Consider the following 14,169-nt stretch of genomic DNA (forward strand, 5'->3'; position numbering starts at 1 on the left):
CGACGGCGAACTACCCTTTCTTCGGCCAAAATGAAGCTAGTGAGAAAGGCACGCCCAGAAAAATGCCGCTGCCGCGAGCCCACCCAATACCGTTCGCACCGAATGGATCGCGCCCCATTTGACGATGAGGGCGCGGGATGGCGGGCCGGCTTTGTCCAGCTCCGTCGCCAGCAAGGCATCGTTGACCGGTTTAATGACAATCAATGTCCAGGGCCACGGCGCAATGATCAGAATGGCGCCGACCAGGAAAGCGGAACCGGAAATTTGCCACCACGCCAGCATCCCGAAAAGGAAGCCTACAACCGCGAGCGGCGCCTGCATCGCCGCGCCTCGCTTGTAGGCCGGCTTCCATTCGGTGAGTAGCGCACGATCATCGAGCGTCAGCCGCGCCGGTTGCTCGGCGACGTTCACGTAAAACGCCGCGCCGGCAAATATCGCCGAGGCGATTAGTGCGAGAAGGCCGAACGTCATGGCTAAACCTTAGTAGTTGCGCCGATCGCCTGCCCTATTCTACAACCGCATCATGCCTGAGACGACCCCATTTCCAAGCCGCCTGATCGTCGCCGCCGCTGCGATTTCCGGTGTGTTGCTCGCGCTTGCCGTCCATATGCTCGGGGCAAGGTTGGGGCTCGATCTCGGCGGCCTGTGGCGATCCGATACAAGCAACTTCATGCCTGCAGGAGCTGCGCTGGCGTGGTGGCTGATTGCAACGGTCGGCTTTTGCGGCGGCTATTTCACGGCAACGATGATGCACAGCGCGGCAGCGGGACAGATTCCGCAACGGATGCAGTATTTCCTGATTGCGGTCGGCGTACTTGTACTCGCGGGCGCAGGCCAGGCCGCTTCCGGGCCGGGCGCGATTCCGACCGTCGCCGGCGTCCTGACCGGGCTCGCGGCCCTTGGCCTTGGCGCGGCGATGGCGTTTTGCGGCGCTCATTTCGCACTCCGCAAGGCGTGACGTCTTCGCCTTGACGTCAGGCAGGCCTTTTTCAGTCAGTTCTTGCCGCGCCGCGCCAGATCACGACGCTTGCCGCAACAAGAAGCGTCGCCGAAATCGCCAGCGACAGATGTGCACCGCGCATAAACGTATCCGGCTGGCCGACCAGCGCGCCGAAAAGTGCGACGCCGAGCACGCTGCCGGTCTGCCGGGTCGCGTTGAGCACGCCGGCCGCGATCCCGGAGCGTGACTTCTCCACGCTGCCGAGCAGCGTCGCGGTAAGCGGCGGCACCAACAGGCCAAGCCCGCCGCCGATGATCATGAGCTGCGCCATCGTCTTGACGTACGATGTGCCCGGCTCGATGGCGAGCAGCATCAGGCAGCCGAGCGCGGTCAACACACTGCCCGCGGCGATGGTTGCGGGCGCGCCGATACGCTCGGAAACGCGTGCTGCGATCAGATTGGATGGCAGCACCATGCCCATCATCGGAACGAAGGCGAGGCCGGTTTGAAGCGGCGACAGGCCGTTGACGCGCTGGAAATACAGGCTGAACACGAAGATCAACCCGTAAAAGGCAATGTTGACGAGCAGGCCGACCAGCGACGTCAATGCGAACAGGCGATGCGCAAACAGCGATAGCGGGAGCATCGGATGTGACGAGCGCGCTTCCTGTGCAACAAACAACAATGTCAGTAGCGCCGAGCCCGCAAAGCCTGCAATCACGAAGGCGTTGGAAAAACCGAGCGCACCTCCTTCGATGATCGTGCCAGCAAGACCACCAAGTGCTGCGATCGCCAGAACCTGGCCGGGCAAATCGACTTCGCGCTGTTGATTGCGCGTGGTCTCCGTGGCGTAGCGCCAGCTCAACCAAAGCCCGGCAATGCCGATCGGCAGATTGACCAGAAAGATCGATCGCCAGCCGATCAGCGCGATCAATCCGCCACCGGCCAGCGGTCCCGCCGTGAGCGCGAGGCTGGCACCTGCCGCCCAAATTCCGACCGCGCGGCCGCGCCCGCGTTGATCGGGATAGGCGTGACTGAGCAACGCCAGCGAATTCGGAACCAGAACGGCGGCACCCAATCCCTGCACTGCGCGCGCCGCGATCAGCACGGCCGAGTTGGATGCGAGCGCACAGGCAAGCGAAGCCGACGTGAAAATCGCAAAGCCCGCCATGAAGACCCGTTTGGCACCGATGCGGTCGCCAAGCGCGCCCGCCGTCAGAATGAAGGCGGCAAACGCAATCGTGTAGGCGTTCACGACCCATTGCAGCTCCGACACGCCGCCGCCGAGCGAGGTCCCGATGCGATCGAGCGCCGTGTTGACGATGGTGACGTCGAGCTGGACCACGCCATAACCGAGGCTCATGGCAAGCAGCGTCAGCGATGCCGACAGGCCTTGCGAGGGTTGTTGTTCCGCAAAAGTCGCGGCCGGAACCGGCTGAAGTTCGATGGCTGCTCTGGTCATAGGCTATCTCCGTAAGTGCCGCAGGCCCAACGTGAGAGATAGCTATCGGTTCAGCTCAATACTTCGATCAGTGCCGAAGTGTGCTATTCGCAAAAGATGCGTTTTACGCGCCCGGGCGGCGCGTCGGCAGCTGGACGTCCCAGGCCAGTCCGACAGCTACGAAAAGCCGCAGCAGCAGATAGGTCAGGTCGATCTCCCACCAGTGCCGCTGATTGCAGGCACAGTTCGGCTCGGCGTGGTGATTGTTGTGCCAGCCCTCGCCGCTAGCCAGGATCGCCACCAGCACGTTGTTGCGGCTTTGATCGCCGGTGTCGTAGTTCTGGTAGCCCGACACATGGGTCAGTGAATTCACGCTCCAGGTGATATGCCAGACCACGACCGTGCGCACGACCACCCCCCACAGCCACACGCTTGCGCCGAACTGAACCGCCGCCATGAGGTCGCGGTCGATTGCCAATGCGATCAGGAAGCCAATCCCATAATAGATCACGGACTGAACGAGCGTGATCCACACGACATGACGCTCGATAAAACGATAGAAGCCGTCGCGCAGGATGTCGCGCGCATAGCGGTCATAGGCGACCTGACGGCCGAGGTCAGTGTTTTCCAGAAACAGCCAACCCATGTGCGACCAGAAGAAACTGACCAGCGGGCTATGCGGATCGGCGCGTTCGTCCGAACGATGATGGTGCATGCGGTGCGTCGCGACCCAGCGCGCCGGCGTATCCTCCACGCACCAGACCGCGAGAACGGCAAAGGCGTGCTCCAACCAGAGCGGACACTTGAAGCTGCGATGGGTGAGCAGGCGGTGATAGCAGAGGTTCATCCCGCATGCGCCGTAGACATAGATCCCGACAAAGGCGAGCACGGCGCCCGTGGTCGAGTAGAACCAGGGCACGAATGCCAACAGCGCCAGCAGATGATAGGTGCCGACCGCGGCCGCATATCGCCAATTGATCCGCCGGTCGCAGGCGCCGAGCGGAAGCGGCAGCGCCACAGCTCTCGCGAGCGGGCAAGTCAGAGTGGTTTGAAGTGGCTCTTCCAAAATACCTCGCGCCCCGTCGATCAGGGCATATTTTTTACACAATTGCCGGCCGTTCGCGAGGCCACACTACATGAAATTTGCAGCAATAAACGGGCTTTAGGACGGTTCTACAGTTCCCTCACGGTTCCCTCTTCTCGGCTCCAGACGAAAGCACCGCGGACGGAAAATCCACCGCGGCGCTTCGTTGTAGCGGGTAGCTTAGCTTGCCGCGCGAAGATTGATCTTGCCCTCGGCGAGCGAGGTCAGCTTCTTGTCGGTGGTCCGCTCTTCATCGAGCGTCTTCTGGAGCAGGCTCGCACAGTCGTTGCGACCAAGCTGGCGGGCCCAGGCGATCAGGCTGCCATAGCGGGCGATCTCGTAGTGTTCCGCCGCCTGGCCTGCATTGATCAAGGCTGCGTCCAGCACTGATTTGTCGGCGACTTCGCCAGCAACCTCGTCGGCTTCCTCGATGATGCCGTCGATCGCGGGACAATCGACCGCCTTCACCTCCGTGCCCCACATCCGGAAGACCTCCTCAAGGCGCTGCACATGGGTTTTGGTTTCCTCAAGATGGGTCAAGAAGCCTTGCTTGAGCTCTTTGTCCGTCGCCTTGTCGGCCATCTTCGGCAACGCCTTCACGAGTTGTTTCTCGGCGTAATAGATGTCCTGCAGCTGATGGACGAACAGATCGTTCATGGTTTTGATGTCGCGGGTAAAGAGTCCCATCGTTTTTTAATCCTTCTCGTTCTGGGGAACACCATCGCGCGCCCTCTTCGCACGCGCCGACATGTTCGATTTACCCCCGTTCGCTAACCGATGGATGCGCGTGATGTTCCTAAGTGAGGTGAAAACCTCATGCTCGGAAACATCCGGAACTTTTACGGGCCTCACGACCGTCATTCCGGCCCAATCCGGAAATACCGTAGCCCGGTGAAGGGTATGGCTGAGGCCGATGCGCGACAGTCCGTCGCTTTGTCAAGGACTGCACAAGCAAAGGTTTTTGCCGTATGTGTCTGGTTTACGATGGCGATCGGCATCAGATGCCTATGATCGCTTTGGGAGGCCGGCAACGCCGTTGCGGCCCTGCCGGGAGGATGAATGGTTCGGCTATTGGCCATGCTGCGGCATGGCTTCAAGGAACGGATAGGCTGGAAACGGGTGGGAATTGCCGCCAGCCTCGTCATTATCGCCTTTGCGATCACGACCCTCGTTCGCACCCTGAAGGGCATCGATACCGGCGTCATGCTGGTGGCGCTGACCGACATTCCGCTCCACCACATCGTGCTCGCCGCGTTATGTGTCGTGGCCGCCTTCTGCACCCTGACGTTCTATGATTTCTTTGCGCTGCGCACCATCGGCAAGAAGCATGTGCCCTACCGCATTGCGGCACTGTCGAGCTTCACCAGCTATTCGATCGGCCACAACATCGGCGCCACGGTCTTTACCGGCGGCGCCATTCGTTTCCGGATCTACTCGGATTACGGTCTAAGCGCCGTCGACGTCGCCAAGATCTGCTTTCTTTCCGGCCTGACCTTCTGGCTCGGCAACACCTTCGTGCTCGGCATCGGCATGGCCTGGCACCCCTGGGCTGCCTCCGCCATGGACCAGTTGCCCCCCGCAATCAACCGGCTGATCGCACTCGGCGTGCTCGGCGCGATCGCCGCCTATTTCGTCTGGCTCAGCCTTGGCGAGGAACGGCGCGAGCTCGGGCAGAATGGCTGGAAAGTCAGGCTGCCGTCGGCGCCGTTGACGCTCGTGCAAATCCTGATCGGCGTAGTCGATCTCGGTTTCTGTGCGCTAGCAATGTATTTGCTGATGCCCGCCCAACCGGGCATCGATTTCATCTCGCTCGCCGTGGTGTTCATTCTGGCCACGCTGCTCGGCTTTGCCAGCCACGCGCCGGGTTCGCTCGGCGTGTTCGATGCCGCGATGCTGGTCGCGCTGCCGGAGTTCGGCAAGGAGCAATTGCTGGCGACGCTGGTGGTGTTCCGTATCCTTTACTTCATGATTCCGTTCGGCATCGCCATCTCGATCATGGGCACGCGCGAGCTTTGGCTCAGCGTGGTGCAACCGTGGCAGCAGCGGCGCAAACAGGCCGGGATCGGTTCGGAGAGACGCACCGAGACGGTCGAGGTCGTCGAGGTGAAGGCGACGTTGCCTTTCCCACAGCGCTCGCGCGCCGGATCCCGCCGCTAAAGCGAATTCGCACTTTTCAGAGTTCTTGCCAAAACTTATGGCTTGGAAGGCGAAGCGGGCTTCTTGCCTGCCGTCTGCTTGGCCGCGACCGCCTGCCCCGGCAAATATTTGGCGATGACCGTGGGATCAAGCGTGGCGATCTCCGAATCCGGCAAACGCTGCCAGATTTCGTCCTTGCCGAGAGCCGGCATGAGCAAATAGCCGCGCAGCGTGAGTTGCTGTCCATCCGGGCTTACGGCCATTTTCGCTTTCCAGACCTGACCGTCGCGGGGATTGAGGATGTTGCCGCCTTCATATTCGAGGCCGTTGCGCTTCATGTCGCGAATGAAGGAAATTCCGAGGATCGCAGCATCCTTGCGGTCGTCGGTGCATTTGGCACAGGTCATGAGCTCGGGCTGACCGGGCTTCGGAAACTTCTTGGCGATCGCACCTTCGAACACGCCGTCATGGTGATCGACCACCAGCACCCACACCACCGGCTGGCCATCTTCGATCTTCTGCCAAAGACCCGCGGCGGTCGGTTCGGCGGCGCGCCCGGCATGGGGAGTGGCGAACAAGATCGCAAACCCGCTTGCGATCCAGAACCACCGCCGCAACCTGGAACCCGCCATCGTCATCACCCGATCGGAGACACGGGAAGATTACGGTTATTTGCCGAACCCGGCCAGTGCGCCCGACGTCGCACCTTCGCCCGCCACGTGAGCAAATCACCGGTAACACATTGAAAAAGCGTTATTTTTTCCGCCCGGCTCTGCCGACTCCCGGCGCCGTCAGTTGACGCCGAGCTTCTTTTGCAGGCTCGAGGACGACGTCGTGTACTGGAAGACCAGGCGCTTGTCCGGATAGACATAACGGTGCGCCTTCTGGGCCATCAGCGAGCCCTCGTGGAAGCCGCACAGGATCAGCTTGAGCTTGCCCGGATAGGTGTTGATGTCGCCGATGGCGAAGATTCCGGGAACGCTGGTCTCGAACGCCGACGTCTCCACCGGCACGAGATTGTTCTCCAGCGCAATGCCCCAGTTCGCGACCGGTCCGAGCTTCATAGTGAGGCCGAAGAACGGCAACAGGGTATCGCAGTCGACCTTCGACATCGTGTTGTCGTTGCCCTTGACGTGCGCGCCCTTGAGCGCGCCGCTCTCGCCTTCCAGCGCCGTGACCTGTCCGATTTTAAGATCGAGCTTTCCACTCGAGACTAGCGCGCGCATCTGCTCAACGCTGTGGGGCGCGGCGCGGAAATCGTCGCGCCGGTGCAGCAGCGTGACGCTTTTCGCGATCGGATGCAGGTTGAGCGTCCAGTCGAGCGCGGAATCGCCGCCGCCGACGATCAGGATGTCCTTGTCGCGGAACTGCTCCATCTTGCGCACGGCGTAAAATACCGAGGTGCCTTCATAGGCCTCGATGCCGGGCACCGGCGGACGCTTCGGCTGGAACGAGCCGCCGCCGGCCGAAATCACCACCACCTTGCATTCGAACACCTTGCCGGCATCGGTCGTGACCCGAAAAGCGGGATCGCCGATCTTCTCAATCTTCTCGACCATTTCGTTGAGATGGAAGGTCGGATTGAACGGCTTGATCTGCTCCATCAGCGCTTCGGTGAGGCCCTGGCCGGTGACAAAGGGAATGCCGGGAATGTCGTAGATCGGCTTTTCCGGATACAGCTCGGCGCATTGGCCGCCGACCTTGTCGAGAATGTCGACAAGATGGACCTTCATATCGAGCAGGCCGAGTTCGAAAACGGAAAACAGCCCGCACGGGCCCGCGCCAATGATCAGCACGTCGGTTTTGATCGCTTCGCTCATGTCGCTATCTTTTCGGTTGAACCTTGGCGGGACGGTTGATGCTTCTCTAGCCAACGCCGCAGGGGGAGGAAAGCCATAATACGGGTTGCGGACACCGCGACAACCCCTTGCCGCCGCTCCACAACTAGGCTGTAACGGCAGCGATTTCGGAGACCACTCCCCGTGAATGCCCCCACACCATCCGATTCCCCGCCGCGGTTAGAGGATTTCCCCTACCGCCTCACCGACAATGTGCGATTTGCCGATCTTGATCCCAATGGTCACGTCAACAACGCGGTCTATGCGACCTATTTCGAGACCGGGCGCGTCACGCTGATGAAGGACAAGAGCTACTGGCAACTGCCGGAGGGCCTGACCTGGATCATGGTGCGGCTCGACATTCACTTCCGCGCCGAATTGCACTGGCCGGGCACCATCGAGATGGGATTGGGAGTTGCAAAATTCGGCCGAACGTCAGTGACCTTCGATCAGGTGGTGTTTTCGGAAAGTGTCTGCGTCGCATCCGCGCAGTCGGTCACCGTGCTGATCGATCTGGCCACGCGCAAACCCACGCCGCTGACGCCGGAGATCATCGAAAAATTTCAGCCTTGGCTTCGCCGCGGCGTGCAAGTTTAGAAAATCGCTACGCCTGCCGCTCCGGCGTCGATACCACGAGGCCGTCGAGTTCGTCGGATACCTTGATCTGGCAGGACAGGCGCGAATTCGGCCTAACGTCGAAGCCGAAATCCAGCATGTCTTCTTCCATCGGCGAAGGCGGGCCGACTTTCTCGCGCCAGGCTTCGTCGACATAGACGTGACAGGTCGCGCAGGCGCAGGCGCCGCCGCATTCTGCTTCAATGCCCGGGATCGCGTTGCGGATCGCCGCTTCCATGACGGTGGCGCCATTTTCGACGTCGATAATGCGGGTTTCGCCGGAATGGTCGACAAAGTGAATCTTGGCCATGTTCGCTCGTATTGCCGGAAAAAAAGTGTCCGGGCAGACCTATAACGGGTCGATCCGGCCAGCGCTAGTGCAGCTAATTGGGAGAAGATTTGCCGGAATTCGGGCAGCCCCGTCGATCAGCGTTGGTCGAGCATGGCCTCGATCGCGCTGCGGGCCTGTATGATGGCGTCATCAAGCTCGCTCAAGGCGTCCGCCCGATCGGACCCGTTTCTGATTAGTGCTTCGAGATGCGCTGCCGCGTCACCTACCGCGAAAGCGCCGACCGCCCGCGCCGAGCCCTTCAGCGTATGCGCCAACGCCGCCGCATCGGCCGGCGACCCTGCAAGCGCTTTGGCCAGACGCGGTGCCTGGGCGGAAAACATGCCCAGCACTTCGCGCTCCAGCGCGGCATCGCCGAGCGTCATCCGCCGCAGATGCGCGAAGTCGATCGGGCCGTCATCGGGAGCGAGCGGGGGCGATGGCATCCATTCCATCCGGTCCAAATGAAGCGACATGGCTTAAGCGTCCGAATCGTTCGTCACCTTGCCGTTCGTCGGCCATGGCTTTGAAGCGAGCCAATCATGGAATTGGTTAACGGATCGTTCGACGCTGTGGACAGCGGGTTCTTTCGCGCCGCACCTTCGCCTTGTTTTAAGCTAAGTGTCGCCGCAATTAACCCTGCCGAACGGAATTTCAAAGCTTTGTAAGGCCTTACGGCGCGACGCTGTTAACGATGATTAAGATTGTATTAATCCTACCATTTCATTCGTGACGTCTAACCAATAGGATGTTCGCCGGACTTGAGCGGGACAAGCCGACCTCTGCAAGGCGGCTGCGCGCGGCATTTTGATGATGACCGTTTGGACTGCGGGGGGCATTCGCAGCACCATTACTGGACATTGCGTACGAAGTAACACGAGGGCTCGGACTGAACATGGCGAACACCCCGAAAAAGGTCAAAGACCCGACGGAAGTTGCGCTTTCTGCCATTCAGGAAGCCCTCAACATTTCCGACGGCTCGACTGGCGACATCAGGGGTTCGACCCGCTCGGATAATGCGCCCGACGTGATGACCGGCGCGTCTTCGTTTGACGAATCCTCGTTCGACACAAGGCCGAATAACGACCGGCCCGCTTTCAACACGATCGAAGAACCGCGCGCCACGCGCCGCGCCGCCAATGACGATCGCGAAGCCATCGGTCAGGCCTTGCAGGCGATCCAGAGAGGCCGCGCCGGCCGCGGCGCCCTCACCTACGCCGCGCTTGCCAGCCTTGTGTGGATCATTGCCGGCTTCTTGCTCGTCGTCGGCTTCTGGTCTTCGATAACAGCAGCGATCGGACAGGGCGCCGGCGGCGTGCTGGCGCTGGCCGGATTGATTGCGTTGTTGGCCGCGCCGGCCCTGATGTTCTTCTTCATGGCGAACCTGTCGTCGCGCGGCCGCGAATTGCAGTCGATTGCGCAATCGATGGCGCAAGTGGCGATGCGTTTCTCCGAACCCGAAGGCGCTGCCAGCGACTCCATGGTGACGGTTGGACAAGCGATTCGCCGCGAAGTCGCGGCGATGGGCGATGGCATCGAGCGCGCGATAGCGCGTGCCGGCGAACTCGAGACGCTGGTTGCCAACGAGGTCTCCGCACTCGAGCGCGCCTATAGCGACAACGAAGTGCGGATTCGCGCTTTGCTGCAGGATATCGCCCATCAGCGCGACAACTTGGTCGGTCAGGCCGAACAGGTGCGCAGCGCCATTTCCGGCGTGCAGATCGACCTGCGTCACGACATTGCGCTGATCTCGGATGCGATTGCCTCGCGCGTCGACGAGGTTGCCAAGAGCATCACCGGCGCGCTGGAAGAACGCGGCGCGCACATCACGAGCGCGCTTGCGAACGCCGGCGACAACATGATCCTGGCGCTCGGCGAGCGTGGCGGCGACCTGCTCGACCGGCTCGAGGAAGCCAGCGCCGAGACCACGCGCGCGGTGCTCGATGCCTCCGAACGGCTGACCACCAGCCTGAATTTCAAGACCGGCCACGTCCACGACGAGTTCGTCGAACTCGCCGACCGCGTCCACGACATGCTCAACGAGCGTCTCGATCGTGTCACCGCCGATTTCGAACAGCGCTCCTCCACCATCGTCGACGGCATTTCGGACCGCACCGAACAGGTCCACGACTCCTTGAAGAACTCTTCGGACTCGCTGCTTCTCGAGCTCGAGCTGCGCTCCGGCGATCTCGTCAACAAGATCGACGAATCCGGCAACCGCCTCGCCTCGAAGATTCTCACCTCGGGCGAGAAGGCAAGCGACGCGCTCGATGTGACCGTGAACTCGCTGGTGGCCAAGGTCATCAGCCAGACCGAAAGCGCGCACGATGCGCTTTCCATGCAGATGAGCTCGTTCGACGAACTGGTGAAAGGTCAGGGCTCGGAACTTGCGGAAAAGTTTGCCCGCGACTCCGGCACGCTCGGCGCGCTGATCACCCGCCATATCTCCGAGTTCGACCGCACCGTCAAAACCTTCGGTGGCGAGATCGTCGAACGGATGGGCCAGCGCACCAGCGACATCGCCGATACGCTCAAGAGCTATGTCGACAACTTCGACACCCGCCTGACCTCGAACGGCGGCGAGATCACCGCGTCGCTCGATCAGCGCCTGGTGCAGTTCGAAACCACGCTCGGGACCCGCGTCACCCATCTCGACACTTCGCTCGACAGCAAGATCAAGTCGTTCGACGAAGCGATCGACAGCCGCCTCAAGTCGCTGGAGCAGACCTTCGATACCCGCGCCCAGTCGGTCACCGAGACCATCGACGGCCGGCTCGGCACGCTCACCGCCTCGCTCACCGATGGCACGGCGCAGGCCGTTGCTGCGGTCGACCAGCGTATCGCCAGTGCCACCGCAACCATCGATGGTCGCAGCACCCAGTTGACCGAAACCATCGCGGCGCGGTTCCAGGAGATTCATCAGGGCATCGAGACCCGCATCGGCTCAGTCGCCACCGACATCGACACACGGGTGTCGCAGTTCGAGGAACTGTTGGACACCCGCATTGAAGCTGTGGCCGGCCGCATCGAAAGCAGCGGACGGCAGGCCAGCGAAAGCCTGGTGGAGCGCGTCGAACAATTGTCGGCCGGGATCAAGTCCCATGTCGAGGACGCCGAACGCTCGCTCTCCAACCTTGTCGTCAATACCAGCGAGACTATCCAGACCGGCGCCCGCGCGGCGCAGGAGTCCCTGCTCGGTGTCTCCTCGGACGTCGGCGCTCAATTGAAGATGACCTCTTCGGAGGTCGAACGCGCGCTGACCGCCGTCGGCAGCAGCGCCGCCAATTCGATCCTGGCCTCGGCCCGCGAGGCCCAGACCACGCTCGTTACGGCATCCGCGGATGCAACGAGCCAGGTCAAGTCGCTCGCCTCCGACCTCGAGCGCTCGCTGTCGGCCGCCGGCAGCGCTACCGCCGCCTCAATCCTGGCCAGCGCGCGCGACGTCCAGACCACCCTCGTCGGCGCCTCGTCTGACGCCGCCAATCACGTCAAGTCGCTTGCGGCCGACGTCGAACGCACCTTGACGGCGGTCGGCTCCGACACCGCGGCGTCGATCCTGAGCAGCGCGCGCGAAGCCCAAACCTCGCTCACCGCGACCTCGGCGGATTCCGCAAACCAGATCCGGGCGATCTCGAGCGATCTCGAACGCTCGCTGTCGATGGTGACCACCAACACGACGGACCGGATTGTCGCCACCGCGCAGACCGCGCAGCAGGCGATTATCGCGGCCTCCAACGAGGCCAGCTCGAAGGTCAAATCGACCTCGGCGGACGTGGAGCGTTCGGTTCTCGCCGCCAGCGGTTCGTTCGGCTCGGCCATGACCGGCAAGACCGAGGAAATCGTCACTTACGTGCAGCAGCAGACCGATCGCCTGTCGCAGACGATCGACAGCAAGCGCGGCGCATTGGTCGAGGCCATCGGCGCCAAGACCAGCCTGCTCACTTCCGAAGTCGACCGCGTCACGGCGGAAGCCTTGCGTTCGATCGAGACCCGCGGCCAGGGCTTCTCGCAGGCCATGCTCGGCAACTCGACCGAGGTGGCGCGCAACATCACCTCCGCCGGCGAACTCGCGACATCCACGGTCAACAAGTCGCTGAAGGACCTGGAGGCGGCGTCGCGCAACGCGATCGACCAGTCGCGCCAGGTCTCGATCGCAGCCGTCACCGAGATGCAGGAGACCAGTAAGATCCTGCGCACCGACACGGTCGCGCTGTTCGAGCGGCTGCGCGAGGGCAACATCCTGCTTCAGGAAGTCCTCACCGGCGCCCACGACAACCTCAACTCGCTCGAGCGCGCGCTGGTCACCCGCGTGGCCGATTTCGTCTCGGCGATGAACGACGTCACCACGCGCAACGGCGCGGCGACGCAAACGCTGGAAGACCAGTTGACCGTCTTCAACTCCAAGACCTCAAAAGCGCTTGAAGATCTCAACTCGCTGTCCGGCCAGTTCGAGATTCACGGCAGGTCGCTCGTCGAGGCGGCCGCCGTCGTCGAACAGAGCAACCGCTCGACTTCCACCTCGCTCGCCGAGCGCAAGTCGACGCTGGAGTCGCTCGTCAACACCATCGACCTGCGCACCACCGACCTGGATCAGCGGCTGTCGCGCTTCACCGGCCTGCTCGACGAGTCGCTTGCGGCCGCCGAAGAGCGCGCCCGCGATATCGCGCGCGTGGTGGCGGAAACCGCCGGCGCGGGATCGGCTGCGATCAGCCGGCAGTTCGAAGCGGTTCGCGCCGCGGCCGAGGACGAGCGCCGTCAAACTGCGGACGCGATGGCCGAGATCTATCAGCAGAGCACCGAAGAAGCGGATGCGATGTTCAAGCAATCCGCCGAGAAATTCGGCAACATGGTCGTCAGCATGAAGCAGATGGCTGGCGAGATGCAGCGCGAGCTGGAAGCGACCCGCAACGAGTTGCGCCGCGGCGTGCTGGAAATGCCGCAGGAGGCCGCCGACTCGACCGCGCAGATGCGCAAGGTGATCGTCGATCAGATCGAGGCGCTGGCGGAACTCAACCGCATCGTCGCCCATCACGGCCGCGGCCTGGACGTGGTCTCCACCAGCCGCACCAGCAGCAGCGCCTATCGCGAGGAAGAGCCGGCGCTGGCCGCTGCTGTCGGCGGCCGTGCAGAACCGCCGCGATCGGCACCGCGCGCCAGCGCATCGACCCTGCCGCCGCCTGACCTTGGTGTGCCGCCGCCCGCGCGGCGCACCGAAGCGCCGCCGGTAGCGCCCGCAGGTTCGGATCAGGGCCGCGACGGATGGCTGTCCGATCTCTTGAGCCGCACCGATGGCAGCGCCGGCGCACCCCCGCCTGCCCCGCCCCGCGGCGGCCGTTCGGCGCCGAGCGCCACCAGCGGCAATCCGCTGGAGTCGTTGTCGCTCGACATCGGCCGGCTGATGGATCGCAACCTCGCTGCTGAAATGTGGGATCGCTATCAGCGCGGCGAGAGCAAGGCGTTCACCAAGCGGCTTTATACGCCGTCGGGCCAGAAAGCCTTCGACGAAGTCGCGCGCAAATATCGCAGCGACCGCAACTTCAAGCAGACGGTCGATCGCTATATCGCCGAGTTCGAGCGTCTGCTCGACGAGGTCGCACGCGAGGATCGCGGACCGCAGGCGTTGCGCGGTCACCTCACCTCCGAGACCGGCCTCGTCTACACCCTGCTCGCGCATGCGGCGGGTCGGCTGGGGTAATACTTGCGCGACAGCAAGGAATGAAAAACGGAGGCACGCTGCCTTCGTTTTGTTTTGGAAAGACCACGGTCTCTGTGGAAAAACCACTTCGA

The 14,169-nt window shown here is 62.4% G+C and carries 12 protein-coding genes; 4 read left to right on the forward strand and 8 right to left on the reverse strand.

Annotation, left to right across the window (positions count from 1 at the left end; all coding sequences use genetic code 11):
- Positions 1 to 36: 36 nt before the first annotated feature.
- Positions 37 to 471, reverse strand: a complete 435-nt coding sequence (locus tag ABSE61_RS21360; protein WP_423873121.1) for an anthrone oxygenase family protein — start codon at positions 469 to 471, stop codon at positions 37 to 39.
- Between the two features lie 52 nt (positions 472 to 523).
- Between ABSE61_RS21360 and ABSE61_RS21365 the strand changes: the two genes are divergently transcribed.
- Complete coding sequence (locus tag ABSE61_RS21365) at positions 524 to 958, forward strand: hypothetical protein (protein ID WP_423873122.1); 435 nt, start codon at positions 524 to 526, stop codon at positions 956 to 958.
- A 31-nt stretch (positions 959 to 989) separates the two neighbouring features.
- On the opposite strand, the gene ABSE61_RS21370 is transcribed toward ABSE61_RS21365, so the two are convergent.
- The 3 genes from ABSE61_RS21370 to ABSE61_RS21380 form a co-directional block, all read right to left on the reverse strand.
- Positions 990 to 2,402 carry an MFS transporter gene (locus tag ABSE61_RS21370; protein WP_423873123.1) on the reverse strand — a complete coding sequence of 471 codons (1,413 nt, stop codon included), beginning with the start codon at positions 2,400 to 2,402 and terminating at the stop codon, positions 990 to 992.
- Positions 2,403 to 2,505: 103 nt separating this feature from the next.
- Entirely contained in the window at positions 2,506 to 3,399 is an 894-nt protein-coding gene (locus tag ABSE61_RS21375) for an acyl-CoA desaturase (RefSeq protein ID WP_423873124.1), read from the reverse strand.
- A 246-nt stretch (positions 3,400 to 3,645) separates the two neighbouring features.
- On the reverse strand, positions 3,646 to 4,152 hold the full coding sequence (locus tag ABSE61_RS21380) for a YciE/YciF ferroxidase family protein (RefSeq protein ID WP_423873125.1): 507 nt from the start codon (positions 4,150 to 4,152) through the stop codon (positions 3,646 to 3,648).
- Between the two features lie 372 nt (positions 4,153 to 4,524).
- Between ABSE61_RS21380 and ABSE61_RS21385 the strand changes: the two genes are divergently transcribed.
- The gene (locus ABSE61_RS21385; protein ID WP_423873126.1) at positions 4,525 to 5,622 is read left to right on the forward strand and encodes a lysylphosphatidylglycerol synthase transmembrane domain-containing protein; all 1,098 of its coding nucleotides are present in this window, start codon (positions 4,525 to 4,527) and stop codon (positions 5,620 to 5,622) included.
- Positions 5,623 to 5,657: 35 nt separating this feature from the next.
- Here the strand turns inward: ABSE61_RS21385 and ABSE61_RS21390 are convergent, their stop codons facing one another.
- A complete protein-coding gene (locus tag ABSE61_RS21390; protein ID WP_423873127.1) occupies positions 5,658 to 6,233 on the reverse strand; it encodes a DUF2147 domain-containing protein in 576 nt (191 codons plus the stop codon).
- 159 nt (positions 6,234 to 6,392) lie between these two features.
- Complete coding sequence (locus ABSE61_RS21395; RefSeq protein ID WP_423873128.1) at positions 6,393 to 7,421, reverse strand: NAD(P)/FAD-dependent oxidoreductase; 1,029 nt, start codon at positions 7,419 to 7,421, stop codon at positions 6,393 to 6,395.
- Positions 7,422 to 7,583: 162 nt separating this feature from the next.
- On the opposite strand from ABSE61_RS21395, the gene ABSE61_RS21400 reads away from it, so the two are divergent.
- Positions 7,584 to 8,036, forward strand: coding sequence for an acyl-CoA thioesterase (locus tag ABSE61_RS21400; protein WP_423873129.1), 453 nt, complete (start codon positions 7,584 to 7,586; stop codon positions 8,034 to 8,036).
- 7 nt (positions 8,037 to 8,043) lie between these two features.
- On the opposite strand, the gene ABSE61_RS21405 is transcribed toward ABSE61_RS21400, so the two are convergent.
- Together ABSE61_RS21405 and ABSE61_RS21410 are read right to left on the reverse strand one after the other, a co-directional pair.
- The gene (locus tag ABSE61_RS21405; protein WP_423873130.1) at positions 8,044 to 8,364 is read right to left on the reverse strand and encodes a 2Fe-2S iron-sulfur cluster-binding protein; all 321 of its coding nucleotides are present in this window, start codon (positions 8,362 to 8,364) and stop codon (positions 8,044 to 8,046) included.
- 116 nt (positions 8,365 to 8,480) lie between these two features.
- Positions 8,481 to 8,858, reverse strand: coding sequence for an Hpt domain-containing protein (locus tag ABSE61_RS21410; protein ID WP_423873131.1), 378 nt, complete (start codon positions 8,856 to 8,858; stop codon positions 8,481 to 8,483).
- Positions 8,859 to 9,277: 419 nt separating this feature from the next.
- Between ABSE61_RS21410 and ABSE61_RS21415 the strand changes: the two genes are divergently transcribed.
- Positions 9,278 to 14,077 (forward strand): apolipoprotein A-IV repeat region-like domain-containing protein, encoded by a 4,800-nt coding sequence (locus tag ABSE61_RS21415; protein WP_423873132.1) that lies wholly within the window; start codon positions 9,278 to 9,280, stop codon positions 14,075 to 14,077.
- Positions 14,078 to 14,169: the final 92 nt, after the last annotated feature.

The sequence above is a fragment of the Bradyrhizobium sp. genome, assembly GCF_049519115.1.
GTDB lineage: Bacteria > Pseudomonadota > Alphaproteobacteria > Rhizobiales > Xanthobacteraceae > Bradyrhizobium.